Consider the following 19,356-nt stretch of genomic DNA (forward strand, 5'->3'; position numbering starts at 1 on the left):
GCCCCTGCCCGGACTCGTTGCCTCATGGCGAGAGCGATTGTCGCGCCAGACATTACCACAGACCATGTGACCGCCATCACAAGGTAGAAGTACGTACTCCCGAATGGGTCGATTTCGCACTTGCGTCACAAAACGGGAAGCAGCAAAGCGGCAGGAAATGCCGGGACCTGAGTCTATTGCGGGAAGAAATAGAAAGGCCCTCGTTGCCGAGGGCCTGAATAGGGAATCCTGTTGCACCGCATGAATTGCGGCGTTGCGCTAGGAAGCGACCGAACGCAAACGCGCCACCGAGCGGGGACGCCGTGTCCGTGTCAATCCAATCGAGCGCACGCGCTCATACGCTGCATGCAGGTCGCCGCTCAACATCTGAACCACCATCATGCAGCACTGTTTGTTATCGCGAAGGAACTTGAGAAGTTCCTTGCGCTTGAGAAAGACGACTTGCGAGGTGTCCAGCAATTCCGCCGTTACTTCATACGGCGAGCCGGACAGGCTGGCGCCGAGACCGAGCACTTCGCCCGGACCGGCAATGCGCAGCATCAGCCGCTTGCCGTTCTCGGCGGTAATGGACAGTTTCGCGCGGCCGTCGCACAGCACGTAGGCTCCGCGCGAGGGACGCCCCTCGGCGAACAAAACTGAGCCTTTGACCAGGATCTCTTCGGACTTCATCGCGTCGAAGGCCTGAAGGGCCTCGGGCGACATGTCACAGAAAAGACGGTCAGCGCGGAAGGTGCATTGAAAGCAGCTGGGCTGCATGGCGCTCTCCATGACAATCCGTTTTACGGGGTACCCCTCGCACCCGCAGTGATTGGAATCACTTTCTAGCGTGAGGGTCATTACACCGATGCCGTAAATCCGCCACAAACTGCTCTATTCCTGCGCATACACCATCGCCGGCGTGGGAGCACCACGCCGGTGAGTGTGAATCTTCGATGAAGTTGTCTGCCTGGCGCCGCTCGCGCTAGGAGCTGGACAGCGCCTTCAGGGCGGCCTTGTTGCGGATCACCAGCGTGGAGCCTTTGGCCTGCACGATCTGCCGCTTCTTCAGCTCGGCAAACAGGCGGGTCACGGTCTCGCGGGAGGTGCCGATCATCTGCGCAATCTCTTCGTGGGTCAGCGCCAGCTTGATGCGCGGCTCGGTCTTGTTGGCCTCGCCGTTGCGCACCGACCAGTCCAGCAGCAGCTTGGCCAGCTTCTCGGCGGCCGAGTGCGAAAGGCCCAGCGAGCGGATCTCGCGGCAGGCCGTGTTGTACTTGTCGCTGAGCTGCTCGGCCACGCGCAGGCAGGCGTCGGAGTGCTCACGCAGGAAACGCAGAAAGTCCTCGCGCTTCACAAAATTGACCTGGCAGGGGTCGAGCGTCTCGGCCGTCAGCTCATAGGGCTTGCCGCTGACGCTGGCGCTCAGGCCCAGCACTTCGCCGGCCTCGGCAATCTTCAGGATCAACGTCTTGCCATCGGTGGAGCAGATGGAGAGCTTGACCCGTCCCTTGCACAGCACAAAGATCCCGCGTGGCGCCTGTCCTTCCACAAACAGCACCGCGCCCTTGGGATAGGCGGTGGCGTACTTGATCGCCTCAAACGACTGCAGTGCCGCGTTCGGCAGGTCACAGAAAATGTGATCGGCCCGCATCTTGCAGCTCAGGCAACTCTCGATAATGTCCAAACCGTATGGTGACAGCAAGGCTTCCCCCTGCAACGAGCAATGGAGTTTCACACGTCCCCCGGCTCTTCTCCAGACCCCGCGCAGGCGGTCATACGGCCGTTTGGACACGCTGGGCGAACTTACCCGTTTCGCCCTAGTATCAAGGATTTACGGCACCTTTGCACATCCAACAAGTGCAAAAGTCACAACCGTCTGTGACGTATTGCCGAAGGCACTCCCCCGGTGTATGGCTAACACATTCTGGCGGTTCCAGTTGTACGCAATTCCTGTGACGCAGCGCACATGGGCACGGTGAGAAGAATTCTTTCCGCCACGGCGCCGGAGAGCGGATTTTCAGGTAACATTTTTGTAATGAGCACACCCAACGTCCTGCTACTTGCCTACCAGCCGGAGTTGTTGAACCCCCATGAAGCCGCCTTTGCGGCCGCCGGATTTGCCGTGCAGCGCGCCCACTCCCTCTCCTCGGGACTCGGAGCCGTCGGGCCGGGCGGCACACAGTTGCTGGTCATTGCGCCGGGCATCCCCATGGGCGACCGCCGACGCGTGGAAGGCGAAGCCAAGCGCCGCAACCACGACATCAAGGTCGTGCTGCTCTACAGTGGCGAGAAGGAGAAGGACATCTTCGCCTCCGCCATCCTCGACATTGCCACGCCCGCCTCGGAGATCGTCACGCAGGCGCGCCAGTGGCTCGGCGTCACCGCCTAGCAGATCGCGCAGACTTCACCCGGAACACGAAGCCCCGCCGAGGCACATTGCCTGAGCGAGGCTTTCCATTGCTTGCAGCGGCGCGGCGCGAAGTCGCAGGGCGCGTTACTTCGACTCCGGCGGCGTCTCCTTGTGCGGACGATGCGGGCAATGCACGTTGTTCAGGCACTCGTCGGCAATACGCAGCCGCTCCACCGGACGATTCCCCTCGATGTGCTCGCGCACGATCTCCTCGGCATCTTCGGGCGTCACGCCGCCATACCACACGGCTTCCGGGTAGACGACCACCACCGGGCCGTGCTCGCACTGGTCAAAGCAGCCGGCCTTATTGGCCCGCACCAGGCGTAGCCCGCGCTGCGAGATGGCTTTCTTGAAGGCCTTCAGAAGAATTCCACTGTGGGCCGGATCACAACTGCCGCGCGGGTGGCCTTCCTCGCGCTGGTTGCAGCAGACGAAGATATGCTTTTCAAACTTGGGCAACGGGTCTCCTTGTGTGCTTATGTTTTCAGTATGCTCACGCGCCCGCGCCGTTGGCAACCTTCTCGCGCACGACCGATCGAATGCAATGCGTGATCCCAGCCGCGCGCTCGGCGGCCAACCGCGCGGCTACATTTGCGCGCGGTAGAGCTGGTAGCGCGGATGCTCCACCGTCTTTTCCAGCCAGGCGAACTTGCCGAACACCTGCTGCTCAAACGGCGCGTTGTAAACGACGTGGCAGGGGCGCGGCTCGCGGCGCAGCGCTTCGCCAAGGTTCTCCAGCACGCTCTGCAGCACGTAATCCGGGAAGGGGTTGAACAGGTAGACCACCAGCGGTCCCGAGGGAAACTGGTAGTCGCGCGCGTCGGCGCAGACCGAGCGCAGAGTGCCGCACTGGCGGCCATCGAGGTCAAAGCTCTCGATGTTGTGCAGCGCCACCTCGTGCAGCTCCGGCTGCACCTCCACGCCAATCACCTCGCGGAACGGATACATGGCGGCCATCAGCAGCACGCGCCCCTTACCGGAGCCCATGTCGATGAACGTGTAGGGCGTGAAGTCGACGGTGGCGAGCTGCTGCATGATCTCGCCGAACTCTTCGGGCGGCGTCGGCTGGTAAAGGCGCTCGGAGAAGATCTCGCGCAGGCGCACGCCCCAGCCCAGCCGCGCCCAGGTGGTGTCCACACCGTAGTCGCAGTCGTAGTCGATGTCGCCAAAGCGGCTGCGGCGGCGCTCCGGCGTCGAATCGCGCAGCACCTCCCACAGGGATTGGAAGAAATACTTGATGGTGCCCGCCACGCCGCGCACGTGCACGGAGTCGGCACACCAGCGGCGGATGACGCGGATCATGGGAGGTCGGCTTACGGATTCGGCCATGCTTCTATTATGCATGGCTGGAGCCGGACGGCGGTTTTCCCGGCTGTTCTCAACCCGACACGAAGAATTCCGAATTTCGAGCCGTCGCGTCACGTTTTAGCAAAAGCTGCCGGTTTTGTGGCACAGTAGATGTAATGAGCAGCACCAGCAACGCCCGCATCGCCTTTCAATATCCGAACTTCCTTCGCTACCAGGTGGCCCGGTTTCTGACCACCTGCGCGGCGGAGATGCAGTCGGTCGCCGTCGGCTGGCAACTGTTTGAGATCACCCGCCGGCCGCTCGACCTGGGGTTGGCGGGGCTGGCTCAGTTTCTGCCGGGCATTGCCCTGTTCCTCGTGGCCGGGCAGGTGGCGGACCGCGTGGACCGCCGCCGCATTCTGCAGGCGTGCTTTGTCGGCTTTGCGCTCTGCACGGCATTGCTCCTGGGCTTCACGCACATGGGGCTGGCCTCGCCGCACCCGATTTACGCGGTGCTGGTGCTGGTCGGCGTCGTACGGGCCTTCAACGGCCCCACGGGACAGGCCTTCCTGCCGCTGCTGGTGCCGGAGCGCGACTTCCCCAACGCCGTGGCGTGGAACTCCTCGATCTTCACCACCGCGACTATCGTTGGCCCGACCTTCGGCGGACTGCTTTACTGGCTGGCCGGTGGGCCGATGGCGGTCTATGCCACGGCATTCGTATGCTTCGCCATTTCGGTGCTGATGATCGCGCTCGTCCGACTGAACAATCCGCCGCGCGTAAAACGCGGCGTCACGCTGGAGACCGTGCTGGCGGGCTTCCGCTTCATAGGCCAGCACCGCATCGTGCTCGGCGCCATCACGCTCGACATGTTTGCCGTGCTGCTGGGCGGTGCCGTGGCGCTGCTTCCGGTCTACGCACGCGAGATCCTGATGACCGGCCCGAAGGGGTTGGGGCTGCTGCGCGCCGCACCGGGCGTGGGTGCGGCCATCATGGCGGTCTATGTGGCGCACCACCCCATCCGGCGCCGCGCCGGAGTGCTGATGCTGGCGTGCGTGGCGGGCTTTGGCGCGGCCACCATCGTCTTCGGACTCTCACTCAACCTGATGCTCTCGCTGGCGGCGCTGCTGATGGTGGGCGCCACGGACATGGTCTCGGTCATCGTGCGCGCCACGCTCATTCAGCTCAATACGCCGGACGCCATGCGCGGCCGCGTCAGCGCCGTGAACATGCTCTTCATCGGAACTTCAAACGAGTTTGGCCAGTTTGAGAGCGGCCTGACCGCGCACTGGTTTGGCACCGTGCCCGCCGTGGTACTGGGCGGCGTGGGAACCATCGTGGTGGTGACCTTGTGGGCGCTCGGCTTTCCGCAACTGCGCGACGTGGACAGCCTGCTTCCCGCGCGCATGGAACTCGCGGCCGAGCCGAACGTCACCGCCGAGGCCGAAGCCGGGGATTAGGGTAGTCTCAAGTTTTTAGTCCGGAAGAGAGGCGTTCCCGCATCCCAGGTTAGCCCCGCGTTGCTCGGCGAACCCTTCGACAGGCTCAGGGCAGGCTCTGGGGCACCCGGCACAACGGCTGACACACCCCAATCACCTTCACGGTCCAGTCCCTAGTGCCTAAGCCCTAATCCCTAGCCCCTGCTTCTCCCGCTTCCCAAATCCACGCTTGGCGGCTTACCATCAAGGGGCATGGATACGCACATCAACATTCCGTCGCACAACTCAAAAATGCCGTTCAGCGATGCGGTCTGGGCGGGCGATCAGTTGTATCTCTCCGGGCGCGTAGGTGTCATTCCTGGCACGCGGCGGCTCCCGGCCGACGCCGCCGAGGAGGCCAAGCTGCTGCTTGATGGCATCCAGGAAGTGATGACCAAGGCTGGCCTGACCATGGACAACCTGATCTTTGTGCAGGTCTCCACCCCGGACATCTCGCTCTACGACGTCTTCAACGGCGTCTACGTGAAGTACTTCAACGGCCCGCTTCCGGCGCGCGCCTTCCTCGGCTCCGGCCCGCTGCTCAGCGGCGCCCGCTTCGAGATGTGGGGCATCGCGAAAAAGTAGCTTCTGGGTAGCCCCGGGCTTCAGCCCGGGGTCTTCCAGGCCGCAGTGAATCAGAGGCTTCAGCCTCTGGGGTCGTGCCGCTGTTTTCATCGGAATTGCGGGCAACAAAAAAGGGAGCGGAGGAATCCGCTCCCGCAAGATGGGTTTAAGAACTCTCAGGCTTTCAACTCTGCCGCGGCAGGTTTTTCCCACCACACGGCACTGTCTTCCGGAACTTCCTTCTTCCGTACCTGGGCCCCATGGCGGGCTAGCTCCGCCAATATCATTTCGATAACCTTCGGGACCGCCTGCTGAACCGGCTCGCTGAGGCCTTCGCCGATCTCATAGCTGGCTCCCGAGACGCCGATGAGTAACACCTCGTCCGGCGCGCCTCCGCCCATTTCCGCCAGGAAGAGCGATTCCGTCAGGGCGGGCGAATGGGGGTCCATTCGCACCGCCGGACGGATTTTCGTGATGTCTTCCTTGGTGTAGGCAGTAATCGTGCCTGCCGGGGTGCCGTTGTTCACGGCGTCGACAAGGATCAGGGAGTCGATGCCCGTGATGTGCGCGATCAGGTCCAGGCCCGGAGTACCGAGATCTTCGATCTCGACGTCGCTGGGAAATTCATACTGCGCTTCCAGCATCCGAACCACGTACGGCCCGACTGCATCGTCGCTCAACAGGACACTACCGACTCCACCGATCTTGATCATGGTTACAGCACCTTCACCTTGGCTACCTGTTTGCCTTCCGGATCAAACGTGTGGCAAGCGCAGGCCAGGCAGGGATCGAACGAGTGGATGGTGCGGAGCACCTCCAGCGGCTTCTCGGGGTCGGCAACCGGGTTGCCGATCAGAGAGGCTTCGTACGGGCCATGCACGCCGTTCTTGTCACGCGGGCTGGCGTTCCAGGTGGAAGGAACAACGGCCTGGTAGTTCTTGATCTTCTGGCCGTCGACCACAACCCAGTGCGACAGAAGGCCGCGCGGAGCTTCGTGCACGCCCACGCCTTCGGCCTCGCCCTTGAACTCGGGGACGTTGTAGACCTTGGTGTCGCCGCTGGCGATGTTGTTCACCAGAGCGGTCCAGTGCTTGTCGGCCAGTTCGGTCAGCATGGCAGCGCGGATGGCGCGGGCGAGCTGACGGCCCATGGTCGAGTGGAGATGGTTGATGGTGATCTGCTTCTTGGCCAGCGCGCTGACGGTCGCCAGGGCCTTGTCGGTCCACTTGCGGGTCAGTTCGTGACCCTGCGCGTAGCCAACCAAGATCTGGGCCAGCGGGCCGACTTCGACCGGCTTGCCGTTGTAACGCGGAGCCTTCACCCAGCTGTACTTGCCGTTCTCCTGGAAGTCGGTGAAGTCCGGATCGGTCTCACCCTTCCACGGATGCAGCGGCTCGCCCTTGTAGTAGGCGTGCGTCACATCCTCGGTCACGGCCTTGCGCAGCTCTTCCGGCGCGAAGCTGTCGAACTTCTTCAGCTGACCGTCGATGAGGCTGCCGCCCGGCAGGTCGAACTTGGTGGCCTTGCCGTCCAGCGGCAGGTCGCAGGCAGCCAGGTAGTTGTTGACGCCGCGGCCGTAGTTGAACCAGTCGCTGTAGAACGCCGCGATGGCGCAGGCGTCGACGAAGTAGACCTGCTGCACGAAGTTCTTCACTTCGCCCATCAGGAGCTTCATCGATTCCAGGCGATCCATGTTGAGGGCGCCCATGCTATCCAGGTTGATGGCATTCTGCACGCCGCCCACAGCCAGGTTCTGGATGTGCGGGGTCTTCGAGCCGAGCATGGCAACCACCTGGTTGGCCTTGCGCTGGTACTCGAGAGCCTGTACGTAGTGCGAGAAGGCCAGCAGGTTGACCTCCGGCGACAGCTTCATCGCCGGGTGGCCCCAGTAGCCGTTGGTGAAGATGCCGAGCTGGCCGCTCTGCACGACCGCCAGCACCTTCTTCTGCGCCGCTTCCATCTCCTTCTTGCTGTTGCCTGGCCAATCGCTGAACTGCTCGATCAGCGCGGTGACCGCGGCCGGGTTGGCCTTCGGAATCGCCGTGACATCGACGTAGTCCAGGGCCGACAGGTGATAGAAGTGCACGATGTGATCGTGCAGCGAGTGGTTGATGAGGATGAGGTTGCGGATGAGCTGCGCGTTCAAGGGCAGTTCCATCTTGAGCGCGTCCTCAACCGAGCGGACCGAGGCCATGGCGTGCACGGTGGTGCAGACGCCGCAGAAGCGCTGGGTGAAGACCCAGGCTTCGCGCGGGTCGCGGCCACGCAGGATGTTTTCAATGCCGCGCCACATGGTGCAGGACGACCAGCTGTTGCTGACCGCCCCGTTGTTCACCTCTACGTCTACACGCAGGTGGCCTTCGATGCGGGAGATAGGATCAATCGTGATTCGTTTCGACATTTCGAGAACCTTCTATCGGTGCAGTCGGAGTCAGTCCGCTGTTGCGTATTGTTTGCCCTCAAGATACCGGGCAAACGGGTCCTTGGGTGCCGTGGCTTCGTATGCTTCCATCTTCTTCCATTCTTCGATGGAGGCGGGCAGGATCGCGAACTTCTTGACCGCGAACAGATAGCCCATGATGCCCAGGGCAATAAAGCCAGCGCAGGTCAGCAACTCCATGGCGGCCGGGAAATAAACGGCTCCGCCACGGGGGTGGAAGGCCAGCGTCGTCGGGCTGAAGCGGTAGATCATGCCGCCGGTGGCCAGGATGCAGTGCGCGTAGAACATGGTCGAGACCTTCTTGCCGGCCTCGCTGCGCAGCATGATGGCGGCACCCAGGATGGTCGCCGTTTCAATCCAGAACAACAGGGCATCCGAGTTGAACTTGAAGGCCAGGCCGATGTCGCCACGAACCAGGATCACCAGGAAGCGGACAGCCGTCCAGGCAAAGACCAGCGAGTAAGCGATTTTGTTCAACAGGCCAAGCACTTCCATGTCCAACCCACGCTTCCAGGCGAGAGCCGGCAGAATCAGCGCCAGCACCACGCAGGAGTAGCCGAGCCATGCCGCCGCCCACACATACAACAGCGGGAGGAACGGCGACTGCCACAGACCGCTCAGTCGCGGACCGGCCAGCAGCATCAACGCACCCAGAGAGCTCTGGTGCATCATGGGCAGCAGGTAAGCCAGCGCGATGATGAACGGATAGACCTTCGAGAAGACCTTCTCGATGGTCTCCACCGGTCCGCGATACTTGGGCACGTTGTAAATGAAGTACTCAAGCATCGGGGGCACGTTCTCCAAGAACAGCGGAACGCAGGTGTAAAGCGAAACGCAGACCGCGACTTCCAACAGCGGCGAGTGCACGTTCCAGGAGAACGGCCACGCCACCCAATAGAAGTTCCACGGACGGCCGACGTCGATGCCCAGCATGACGAGACCGGTGCCGTAGGCCATGAAGCTGGTCCACAGCGCGGTGCGCATCACGGAGTGCAGACGATGATTGTTGAAGATCCAGGCGCCGATGCCGACGGCGAAGCCGCCGGAGCCGAGGCCGGTCAGAACCATCACGTTGAAGGTCTTCCAGATGCCCCAAGCGAAGCCGTCGGTCATGCCGCTGACCGGGTTCGCCAGGCCGATGTATTCACGCCAGCAGGTCAAGCCCAGCGCGATGGCCACGATGACACCCAGAATGTAGAAGGCGCGCGTCAGCACCGGCACGCCGTAGACGGGTACTGCTCTCTCCCATTTCGTCGTTCTCATAGCTGCGGCCTCAATCCGGTGTGTTTTTCTTCTTCCTTCAGCTCGTGTTCAACGTGCTTGAAGTTCTTGCTGATGACGGTGACCATGCCGATGTACAGCAGGGCCGGAAGCGCCAGGTACTTGTAAAGCATCTTCTGGTACTTCAGGCGCGAAGGAATGCTCTCCTCGCCGTACTTGCCCAGTCCCAGCTTCTGGAAGTCGACGCGCGACAGATAGATGGTCTGCGTGCCGCCGGCATCCTTCTCGCCGTACACCCGGTTTTCAAAATACTTTCCGGGGTTGTCGGCGATGCGCTGCTTGGCTTCTTTCAGCAGGTCTTCGGTGCGGCCGTAAATGACGGCGTGGGTCGGGCAGACCGAGGTGCAACCCGGCTGCAGGCCCTTCACCGTGCGGTGACGGCACAATTCGCACTTGACGATTTTCGGATTGAAGCCTTCCCACTGGAACGTCGGAACGCCGAACGGGCAGGAGACTTCGCAGTAACGGCAGCCGACGCACTTGGAGCCGTTCCATTCGATGACGCCTGTCTTCGGGTTCTTGGTGAGCCCGTGGAACATGCAGCTGGCCACACAGGCCGGGTCCAGACACTGCATGCACTGCTTCTTGAAGTAGCTGTACTCGCTGCCATCGGCAGACTTGTACAGCTTGATGATGTTTTTCGTCTTCCAGTTCAGATCGCCGGGCGCCTGGTGGAGCCCGTCGCGGCTGGTATCCGGCACAAGGTCGTTCGCCTTGGCACAGGCCACCACGCACGATTTGCAACCAACACAGCGGGTCGCGTCATAGAGCAGGCCGACTGCTTCTTTCGGCATCTGCCCTTCTTCGAGTTCTTCAGCCATGGCCTTGGCCGGCATGGCCGAAGCAACACAACCCGCCGCGATCACCGGGAGCGAGCCCTTGGCGATATTTACGAGAGCCTCGCGGCGTGTCATTGCCATGACTACTTGCCTCCCGCCGAAGCCTTCGGCTCCTCGGCCTCAGTCTCTTCGATCTTCTTACCGGCAACCCAGGCAGCACCACCGGCAGCGCCGGCGATCAAGCCGACCAAGCCTGTGGCAATGGCGCCCACCGTGCCGCTCTGACCACCAACCAGCGGGTAGCCATCGGGCGGAGTCGCGGTAAAGCTGTGAACGTCAACGGTCTGGAAGATCGGGACCTTGAAGGCGATGTCCTGCTCGGTGCAACCCACGCAGGGTGCGCCGATGCCGATCGGCCAGCAGTCCGGAACTTCATTGAAGTGACGCGTGGAGCAGGCGGCGTGCGTGACCGGGCCTTTGCAGCCCAGCTTGAACAGGCACCAGCCCTGCTTGTGAGCCTCGTCGCCAAAGGTGGTGGCGAAACGGCCGGCATCAAAGTGTCCGCGACGCGGGCAGTGATCGTGAATGACGCGATCGAAGGCGAACTTCGGGCGCTTCTTGTCGTCGCAGGCCGGAATCTTGTTCAGGGCCGCGACTTCCAGCACCACGCCGAGCAGCGTGTAGGGGTTCGGCGGGCAGCCCGGAATGTTGATGATCGGCTTGTCCTTGATGATCGAATCGACGCCCACGGCGTCGGTCGGGTTGGTCTTGCCATCGGCCATCTTGGCCGAAGCAACGCCGCCCCACGATGCGCAGGAGCCCATGGCCACGATGGCAGCAGCCTTCGGACCGATCTCCTTCAGCACGTCGATGGCGTTCTTGCCGGCCAGCTTCATGTAGACGCCGTTGTCCTTCGTCGGGATGGCGCCTTCGACGACCAGCACGAACTTGCCTTCGTTTTCCTTCACAGCCGCTTCCAGGGCGGCTTCGGCCTGGTGGCCGGAGGCGACCATCAGCGTTTCGTGATAGTCCAAAGAAATGACGTTGAGGATCAGGTCCGCAACGTCAGGGGCAGAAGTACGCAGGAGTGTTTCGGAGCAACCCGTACAATCCTGGAAGTGGAGCCACACAACAGAGGGCCGCTTGGCCTTGCCGACGGTCTTGGCAACCGATTCCGGGGTCGCCTTATCGGTAAGGGCCAGGCCTACTGGCGCAGTGGCCATCAACATTGTGCAAAGCTCTAGGAAGTCTCGGCGAGAATAACCGCACGCTTTCAGGTGAGCGGCTATCGTTTCATTTCCAGTACCGTCTTTTTTCGGCATCTTTTAATTCCTGTGCGGTGACAGTTGGCTTTCGATCCTTCTGAATTCCCAAACCCAATCGGACCAAAACAATCGCTGGATACACGTCGCCCCTGTTGGGGGAACGTCGCGCATGAGCGCCTTGTTTATCGTCCGCCGGAGCCTCATAGCACAGTGACTGCGGTCACCTAAAATTGTGATACCTGAAATCGCCGGTTGTGAGCTATATCGTCAATCACTTGCAACTGTGACAGCGATCACATTTCGCTTGTTTTTCAGCGATATTCACTGGAGCCGCCATCCACGCGGGTGCCAGCCATGTCGCGCCGGCAATTTGCCGCCCGGGCCGGCGGCGGAGCAGCCCAAAAACGTCAACAACCATGCCCGGAGTTTTCTGGAGCGGCCGCCACGCCAATGTCGGCGATCCGGCTCCAAGGAGCGCTTCCTCCAGATTCCACGCCCCCGGGGAGGGGGCAATCGGGGCTGGCGGCTCCTGTTATTTCAGGAACTTACGGCGGGCCTCCCAAACCCTCCGGGGCTTGACATTTCAGAACGGTTCGTACCGTATTTTTCCCGCCTCGCATCCCGCCGGGTGGTGCACTGCGCTTCCCCGTCGCGCCCTACCGGCGGAAGAGATAGCTCATCTTGATGAAGAACAAGCGGCTGTCATTGCTAAAGCGGTCGCGCGTGTACTGCAATCCGCTGGCGCAAACGCCACCAGTGCGCACGCACAGCCCGGGATCAATGTTGGCCAGGTCCGAGTTGTAGCCCACGTAGACCGCCGTGCCCGGATGCAGCAGGTAGGTAAACAGCACGTCAAAGTTCACGGCCTTGGCCGTCTGGTAGGAGGAGAATGCGGGGTTGGACAGCAGCGCGTTGTATTGCGTGATGGCGCGCAGCGAGAACTCGCGCGTGAACTGATAGTTCACCTTGGTCCGGACAATGTGGTTGTTATAAACGGCGTGTCCGGCGCGACCGTTCAGCACCCGGTCGAGGATGTAGGTGGTATCCCACTGGAGGCGGTTGGCGGGGCGCAACTGCAATGTGGCGTTCACCGAAGTATCGTCACCGGTGTACGGCATTTGTCCGTTGGCCGGAACCACCACCACGGTGCCAGCGCGGATGACCTGAAGGCTCCAACTGGCGCGCGCCGTGGGGTTGCCGCGGAAGATGATGCCTCCGCCGTTCTGCGCGTAGGTGCGCAAACCGGGCAGCCCGCTGAAATCCGAGGGGCGGAGCGTATCCGCCTCGTATTGGATGACGGGCGCGACCGTGATGCTCTTGCGGAAATAGAAGACGTAGTCCAGCGACAGGCTCTGGGTAAGCGTGTTGCCGGCGTGGTCCCACAGCAGGCTCACATTCTCCTCCGGCCCGTGGAAGACCAGGTGCTTCCCCTCCGGCCGGAAGTAGAAATGCCCGTACTGGAAGAGGGTGCGCTGGTCCACGCGGGGCACGTAGCCGAGGTCGGTATGGAAGTTGGGCGTCACGTCCAGATATTGCACGTTGAAGCTGAAGCGGCGTCCGCTGCCGATGATGACGGCCTCGTGGTGCTGGCCAAAGCTGTAGACGCCCGCATCATTGGTGGAGCTGAGGTAGCTGCGCAGCGTCGAGTTCCAGTTCTTGTTGATGCGCAGGTTCAGGTCGCCGCCGCCGACGCGGTTGAAACCTCCGTTGAACTCGCGGTCGGTATACAGGACGCCGATGGCCGACTGGTGATTGATGTCATGCGTAACGCGGGCCACCGTAGCCGTGGCGCATTTGCCATGCGCCGGGTCGGTGCTGCTCACAATCTCGCCCGGAGCGCAGTCGTTGGCTTCCAGCAGGCCCAGGTTCCAGCCGCTCTGCTTGCCGGTCAGCCGCAGACCGTAACGCGGATCGGCGATGCGGCGGGTAAACAGCATGCGTGTCTGGGTGTTGACGGCGATCAGCGGCGCCTCAAAGTAATTGGCGTTCTCGAGGAAGAACGGACGCTTCTCCGGAAAGTAGACCTCGAAGCGCTGGTTGGCCGTGTTCTGCGGCTCGTCGCTCTCCACCTGTGCAAAGTCGGGGTTCACCGTGGCGTCCAGCACCAGGCTGTTGTGGAAGACCAGCTTTGTGTCCAACCCGGCTTTGACGCGCTCCAACGCGCGCGAATAGTAAGGCTGCGTGGGGTCGTTGGCATTCAGCGAACGGAAGCTGCGGCCTTCCACGTACGGAGCAAACTGCATGTTGCGGCCCGGAGAGACGCCTTTGATGCCGTCCACCGGAGCCGCCTGCCCCAGCCGTCCCGCGGCGGTGGAACTTACGCGCGGCCACCAGTCAGTCTCGTCCTTGCGCGAGATGTAGCGGCAGAGCGTGACGCCCCACTCCGCGTCCGAGGCGGGCTTGAAGCGCAGGCTGCGGAACGGAACGCTGAGGAACACCACCCAGCCCTTGCCGTTCACCTTGCCGCGCGAATACCAGAGCGTGTCGAACGAGTAGTTGAAGCCCTGGCCCTCGGTGTAGAGCGCGTCGGCCTGCACGCCGAGCGGGTTCACGTCGAAAACGAAGGCGTGCCGCTGGTCGTGAAATGTGTCGAGCGTCAGCTCCACGTAATCGTCAATGTCAAACGGCGTGGAGGGCTCGCGGTGCGACAGGCTGCGGCGGACCAGCTTCGGGTCGTCGAAGCAGAGGAACGCGACGTAGAGATTTGTGTCGTCGTAGCCGAGGTAGACCTGCGTTGGTTCCGTGGCGGGCGCGCCATCCGAGGGCTGCCGTTGGATGAAGACGTCAATCTTGCGCATGTCCACGGCGCTGCCACGCGGGGACATGGTCTCAAAATCCTCAAAGCGCGGCGCCTGTTTGAGCCGCGGAATGTGCGTGAGCTCCGAGGCGAAGGCGGGCATGGCAAACAGAACGACGAAGAGCAGACAAAGCGCGGCAAAGGAGGACGAGGACTGAAATTTCATGGCAAATATGAAGGCAGATACGCACTGCACGGCGAATGAGTTCCGCCCCTGCTGTGGAAATTACGCGGGGAGCGGAGCTTCGCCGGAAGCATATTGAAATCATACGCCGCCAGCGACGCGCATTCCGGCGCCCTCGACGGTTGCGCAAGCGCCGGTTATGCAATATCGTGGAAGCGGTTTTGAAGCCGCATAAGACTGGCACGCGAACCCTGCTGGATTCGCACGAAGAGCTGCAACTGGCAGGTCCTCCCTGCTTTTTCATGGTTGCGGCTGGTTCCCTCCCACGGGACACGAAGGAGAAACGGTCTGATGGCGAACGCCCCTCTGTCTGCTACCACAACGTCTTCGCTCGATCCGGAAAAGAAATACGGCGGCGCACTGTCGCTGGTGACCTCGCTGTTCTTCATGTGGGGCTTCCTCACCTGCCTGAATGACATTCTGGTGCCGCACCTGAAGGGCATCCTCGACCTCAGCTACCGGCAGGCCTCGCTGGTGCAGTTTGCCTTCTTCGCCGGCTACTTCATCTTCTCGCTGCCCTCGGGCAAGGTTGTGGAGATGTTTGGCTACCAGGGCACCATGGTGACCGGCCTGTGCACGATGGGCGTCGGCGCGCTGATGTTCATCCCCGCCGGCAACCTCGCGTCGTTCCCGCTCTTCCTAGCCGCGCTGCTGGTGCTGGCCGGCGGCATGACGCTGCTGCAGGTTTCGGCCAACCCCTACGTCGCCGTGCTCGGCCCTGCCAAGACGGCCTCCAGCCGGTTGAACCTGACGCAGGCGTTCAACTCACTGGGCACGTTCGTTGCGCCCTACGTTGGCGGCGCACTCATTCTTTCCGCCACCATGCTTTCGGCCGCCGAGATGAACAAGCTCTCGCCCGAAGCGTTGCAGGCCTACCGCGTGGCGCAGGCCTCCTCGGTGCGCGCGCCCTACATGGTCTTTGCCGCCGTGCTGTTCCTGTGCGCGGTCATCCTCGCCATGGTCAAGCTGCCGAAGATCGAGTCGGCGGTAAAGCACACGGGCGAAGAGGCCAAGTGGAGCGAAGTGTTCGCCTCGCGCAACCTTGTGCTGGGCGCGCTCGGAATCTTCTTCTACGTCGGCGGTGAGGTCTCCATCGGCAGCTATCTGGTCAACTACATGAACATGCCGGATATCGGCAACCTGACCGAAAAGGTCGCCGCCAACTACGTCTCGCTCTACTGGGGCGGCGCCATGGTCGGGCGCTTCGTCGGCTCGGCACTGTTGCAGCGCATTCCGACCCGCCGGCTGCTCGGCACTTTCGCCATCGTCGCCTGCCTGCTGGTTCTCACCAGCATCCTGACCAGCGGCCACCTGGCAATGTTCGCCATCCTCGCTGTCGGCCTGTTCAACTCCATCATGTTCCCCAGCATCTTCACGCTGGGCATTGATGGCCTAGGCAAGCTGACCGGCAAGGGCTCGGCCATCATGATTGCCGCCATCGTCGGCGGCGCCATCCTCCCGGTCATACAGGGCGCCATCGCCGACGCGGTTGGCCTGCACCACGCCTTCTTCGTGCCGGCCCTGTGCTACATCTACATCGCGTTCTTTGCCTTTGCCGCGCACGAACTCGGCACCAAGCAGCACGCCAAGGCGTAACGCCCATCTCAGCATGCAACAGCCCCTCTCGCGAGGGGCTGTTTTGCTGCACGCAGAATCTCTTTGGTGGCGGGGCGCTAGGGTTTCTCCGGCCACTTGTGCTTGGGGTAGCGGCGCATCAGTTCGCGCCGCACCTGCGGGTAGAGCCGCTCCCAAAAGCCCGCGAGGTCGCTGGTGGTCTGCACCGGACGCTGGTTGGGCGCGAGCAGGTGCACCACCACGGGCGTGCGCTCGGGGCCGATGCGCGGCGTTTCCTTCATGCCAAAAAAGTCCTGCAACCGCGAGGCGATCCACGGCGGCTTGCCGCGCTCGTAGTGGACCTTGGTCTGGCGTCCGCTGGGCAGGCGGAGCGTGGCCGGAGCCAGCTCGCTCAAGCGCCTGCCTGAGCCGCGTTCGAGTCTCGGTACGAGGTCTGCGGCGGCGGTCTTCAACTCAGCAAAGCTGCGGAGGCCTTCGCACAACTCTCGCAACACGGCAGCCACGTCCGGCTCGCGGCCGGTGGCAAAGCTCAGCCGCGCCAGCGCGTTGTCCAGGGCCTCGTGGTCCACAAAGCGCTCGATACCCGCTTCCAAAGCCTTCTCCGCCAGCATGGCCGCAGACTGCTCCGGGTCGGGCATGGCGCCGCGCGTCTCATCCAGCACAAGCTGGTCGTAAAGCAGCGCACTGGAGGCCTCCACGCGCTCGCCCGAGCGGTTCCACACCAGTTCCTTCTGCTCGCGCACCCGCTCCGGAAACAGGTCGAGCAGCCATTCCGGCTCCAGCCGCGCGGTAAGCCGCACCAGCGGCAGAGGCTTGTCGCGGCGGTCCTCGGCGTCCACCGCCACCATGAACTCATAGCGCGGGGGCTCGCCCGCAAACTCCGCCGCCGTGCCCGTGGACAGCATGAGCTGCCCTTTGTTCTTCCGGCGTGCCACGCGGTCCGGAAAGCCCGCCAGCACCGCCATCAGCAGAGCGTCGTCCTTTTGCTTACTCGCCACAGAAGGCTTCACCAGCCTTCTCACTTGTTCGTAGTGCTGGCGCGTGCGCGGCTCCATGGGAGCATCGAGAGCCGTCAGCAGGTCGCGCTGGGCAACTTGCACGCCCGAGCCAAGCAGGGCGGCCACGCGGCAGCCAAGGTCGCCCACACCACGCTCCTCGGCCTCCAACACAATGCGTGCCAGCCGTGGAGCCAGCGGCAGCCGTGCCATGCGGCGCGCGCGCTCGCCATCGGCTCCCAGCCGGTCGAGCAGCCCCTCGGCGGCGCTCCACGCGGCCTCCGGCGGAGCATCGAGCCACTCCAGTTCACCGGCCTGCTTCAGCCCCATGGCGCGCAGGTCCAGGCAAAGCTGAGAGAGGTCTGTGCGCACAATCTCCGGCGAGTCGTGGTCGGCGCGGCGGGCAAAATCCTCTTCCGCATAAAGGCGCAGCACTCGTCCGGGGGCCGTACGTCCAGCGCGTCCGGCACGCTGTTGCGCGCTTGCCTTGCTTACGCGCGCCACGTGGAGTGTGGGCAGCCCGCTCCATGGCGAGTAGCTCGCCACGCGCGCCAGGCCGCTGTCGATCACGGCCGTCACGCCCTCCACGGTCACCGAGCTTTCCGCGACGTTGGTGGCAAGAATCAGCTTGCGCTCGCGGCTTGGCCCCACGGCGCGGTCCTGCTCCTGCGGCGTAAGCCCGCCATGCAATGGCAGCACCACAACGTTCGCGACGCGTGCCAGCGGCTCGCACTCGCGCATGGCGCGGCGGATCTCGGCCACGCCGGGGAGAAAGCAGAGGATGTGTCCTGTGGATTGTTCGCGCAACAGACGCTCGGCGGCCTCGCGCACCTGACGCTCCAGCGGCGCGGGCGAATACGGCAGGTGCTCCACCGTCAACTCGAACATGCGGCCTTCGGAGCGCAGCACCGGGCAGTCGCCAAGGTAGCGCGCCACGGGCGCGGCCTCCAGCGTGGCCGACATCACAATCAGCTTCAGCTCCGGACGCCGCCGCTGCAAGCGCTTGAGCAGCGCCAGCGCCAGGTCGCTCTCCAGGTGGCGCTCATGAAACTCGTCCAGCACCACGGCGGAGACGTGCGTCAGGTTCGGATCGCTGAGCAGCCGCCGCGTCAGCACGCCCTCGGTCAAAAAGCGCAGCCGCGTGCGCGGCCCGCTGACGTCCTCAAAGCGCACCTGGTAGCCAACGCGCTCGCCCAGCTTCTCGCCCAACTCCTCCGCCACGCGGCGCGCGGCCAGCCGTGCGGCAATCCGACGGGGCTCCAGCACCAGCACCTCCCCCGGCACAAGGCCAAGCAGCGCCGGAGGCACGCGCGTCGTCTTGCCCGCGCCCGGAGGCGCTTCCAGCACGAGGCTGGCGTGCTGCTCCAGGGTGGAGAGCAGCTCCGGGAGAATGGCATCAACGGGCAGTGCGGGCTTTGGGGACATGCTTCACCATCGAAGCACGCCATGCCGGGCGAGTCAAACACGCCGGGGGATGGGAAGCAGAATTGTGTTGAGAGGCGTTAGAGCCGGACGATGCGCGGGGCGTCCTTGGCGGTCACGATGGAAGCCAGCGACCCGCCGAGAACATTCTTCGACAGACCGTTCGTGGGCAGCACCGGATACTCCAGCGTGATTTCCTTCACGCCGAGGCTGATCAGAATCCGGCGGATGCCGCAGTTGTTCCAGTTGGGATTGGCCGCCGGACGGCCATCTTCGTTCTTGCTGCAGGTGGCGTCGCAAAGGCGCTGCGCCGACGTGTCGCGCACGCCCACCATCAGTTGCCCAAAGTCCTGCGGACGCTGGTAGAGTGCAACCAGAGCTCCATGGTCCGATTTGAGGAAGTGCTGAAACTGCTCGGCAAGCTGCTCAGGAGACTCCTGCGCGAGATGCGGCGCAAGGCAGGTGCAGGCCGTGCCGGGCACAATCCACAAACGCAGCGGGGCCTCCACGTTCTCGCCATCCGACTTCACGAAGACCAGGTGCATCAGCGACGGATCACAGGTCGCATAGCCAAGCATTTGCACGTGTCCGCTGGGAGCCGGAAACTTGGTAGTCCATGCGGGACGGGGCTGGTCGTTCGTTGCCATTCGAGACTGATACTCCTTGGAAACTACTGATGGCATAACTAGTTGCAGGGAACGCCATCGTAGTTCACACCTAGAGTATAGCGAAATCTAGAACCCTCGGCCAAGATTCATTTCTGGAGGGAATTTGCGAGGAATCTACTAGGCAGCTTGCCCAGTGAAATGTTGGAAAAAGGGAGGCGGAATTGGGCGTAGCCACCTCCTCGCTAGCTCGCGCACGAAGCAGCCTCGCGGAGACGCTTGGGCAAAAGGCTAA

Annotated in this window: 16 protein-coding genes; 4 read left to right on the forward strand and 12 right to left on the reverse strand. The window is 62.9% G+C overall.

Annotated features, from left to right (window positions below):
* Window positions 1-258 precede the first annotated feature (258 nt).
* Both AC6IZO_RS07360 and AC6IZO_RS07365 read right to left on the reverse strand, forming a co-directional pair.
* Complete coding sequence (locus AC6IZO_RS07360) at window positions 259-864, reverse strand: Crp/Fnr family transcriptional regulator (protein WP_497809507.1); 606 nt, start codon at window positions 862-864, stop codon at window positions 259-261.
* Between the two features lie 97 nt (window positions 865-961).
* Entirely contained in the window at window positions 962-1,681 is a 720-nt protein-coding gene (locus tag AC6IZO_RS07365) for a Crp/Fnr family transcriptional regulator (protein ID WP_497809509.1), read from the reverse strand.
* Window positions 1,682-2,014: 333 nt separating this feature from the next.
* On the opposite strand from AC6IZO_RS07365, the gene AC6IZO_RS07370 reads away from it, so the two are divergent.
* Complete coding sequence (locus AC6IZO_RS07370) at window positions 2,015-2,368, forward strand: hypothetical protein (RefSeq protein ID WP_497809511.1); 354 nt, start codon at window positions 2,015-2,017, stop codon at window positions 2,366-2,368.
* A 105-nt stretch (window positions 2,369-2,473) separates the two neighbouring features.
* On the opposite strand, the gene AC6IZO_RS07375 is transcribed toward AC6IZO_RS07370, so the two are convergent.
* A complete protein-coding gene (locus AC6IZO_RS07375) occupies window positions 2,474-2,848 on the reverse strand; it encodes a (2Fe-2S) ferredoxin domain-containing protein (protein WP_497809513.1) in 375 nt (124 codons plus the stop codon).
* Window positions 2,849-2,974: 126 nt separating this feature from the next.
* A complete protein-coding gene (locus tag AC6IZO_RS07380; RefSeq protein ID WP_497809515.1) occupies window positions 2,975-3,718 on the reverse strand; it encodes a class I SAM-dependent methyltransferase in 744 nt (247 codons plus the stop codon).
* 134 nt (window positions 3,719-3,852) lie between these two features.
* Here AC6IZO_RS07380 and AC6IZO_RS07385 point away from each other — a divergent pair, with 134 nt between their 5' ends.
* The gene (locus AC6IZO_RS07385) at window positions 3,853-5,136 is read left to right on the forward strand and encodes an MFS transporter (protein ID WP_497809517.1); all 1,284 of its coding nucleotides are present in this window, start codon (window positions 3,853-3,855) and stop codon (window positions 5,134-5,136) included.
* 231 nt (window positions 5,137-5,367) lie between these two features.
* Window positions 5,368-5,739 (forward strand): RidA family protein, encoded by a 372-nt coding sequence (locus AC6IZO_RS07390; protein WP_497809519.1) that lies wholly within the window; start codon window positions 5,368-5,370, stop codon window positions 5,737-5,739.
* 155 nt (window positions 5,740-5,894) lie between these two features.
* Here AC6IZO_RS07390 and AC6IZO_RS07395 read toward each other — a convergent pair whose 3' ends face one another.
* The 6 genes from AC6IZO_RS07395 to AC6IZO_RS07420 all read right to left on the reverse strand — a co-directional run bounded on the left by AC6IZO_RS07395 (window position 5,895) and on the right by AC6IZO_RS07420 (window position 14,446).
* Window positions 5,895-6,431, reverse strand: coding sequence for a hydrogenase maturation protease (locus AC6IZO_RS07395; RefSeq protein WP_497809521.1), 537 nt, complete (start codon window positions 6,429-6,431; stop codon window positions 5,895-5,897).
* A 2-nt stretch (window positions 6,432-6,433) separates the two neighbouring features.
* Window positions 6,434-8,119, reverse strand: a complete 1,686-nt coding sequence (locus AC6IZO_RS07400; protein ID WP_497809522.1) for a nickel-dependent hydrogenase large subunit — start codon at window positions 8,117-8,119, stop codon at window positions 6,434-6,436.
* A gap of 30 nt (window positions 8,120-8,149) precedes the next feature.
* A complete protein-coding gene (locus AC6IZO_RS07405) occupies window positions 8,150-9,421 on the reverse strand; it encodes a polysulfide reductase NrfD family protein (RefSeq protein WP_497809524.1) in 1,272 nt (423 codons plus the stop codon).
* On the reverse strand, window positions 9,418-10,359 hold the full coding sequence (hybA, locus tag AC6IZO_RS07410; protein WP_497809526.1) for a hydrogenase 2 operon protein HybA: 942 nt from the start codon (window positions 10,357-10,359) through the stop codon (window positions 9,418-9,420). The genes AC6IZO_RS07405 and hybA overlap by 4 nt, the downstream gene beginning before the upstream one ends.
* A 2-nt stretch (window positions 10,360-10,361) precedes the next feature.
* Window positions 10,362-11,540, reverse strand: coding sequence for a hydrogenase small subunit (locus tag AC6IZO_RS07415; RefSeq protein WP_497809528.1), 1,179 nt, complete (start codon window positions 11,538-11,540; stop codon window positions 10,362-10,364).
* Window positions 11,541-12,139: 599 nt separating this feature from the next.
* The gene (locus AC6IZO_RS07420; protein ID WP_497809530.1) at window positions 12,140-14,446 is read right to left on the reverse strand and encodes a carbohydrate binding family 9 domain-containing protein; all 2,307 of its coding nucleotides are present in this window, start codon (window positions 14,444-14,446) and stop codon (window positions 12,140-12,142) included.
* Window positions 14,447-14,755: 309 nt separating this feature from the next.
* On the opposite strand from AC6IZO_RS07420, the gene fucP reads away from it, so the two are divergent.
* Window positions 14,756-16,060 carry an L-fucose:H+ symporter permease gene (gene fucP, locus AC6IZO_RS07425; protein WP_497809532.1) on the forward strand — a complete coding sequence of 435 codons (1,305 nt, stop codon included), beginning with the start codon at window positions 14,756-14,758 and terminating at the stop codon, window positions 16,058-16,060.
* Window positions 16,061-16,137: 77 nt separating this feature from the next.
* Here the strand turns inward: fucP and hrpB are convergent, their stop codons facing one another.
* Both hrpB and AC6IZO_RS07435 read right to left on the reverse strand, forming a co-directional pair.
* The gene (gene hrpB, locus AC6IZO_RS07430; protein WP_497809534.1) at window positions 16,138-18,459 is read right to left on the reverse strand and encodes an ATP-dependent helicase HrpB; all 2,322 of its coding nucleotides are present in this window, start codon (window positions 18,457-18,459) and stop codon (window positions 16,138-16,140) included.
* A gap of 77 nt (window positions 18,460-18,536) precedes the next feature.
* Window positions 18,537-19,103 (reverse strand): hypothetical protein, encoded by a 567-nt coding sequence (locus AC6IZO_RS07435; RefSeq protein WP_497809536.1) that lies wholly within the window; start codon window positions 19,101-19,103, stop codon window positions 18,537-18,539.
* Window positions 19,104-19,356 lie beyond the last annotated feature (253 nt).

The sequence above is a fragment of the Oryzophilus luti genome, from assembly GCF_059726245.1.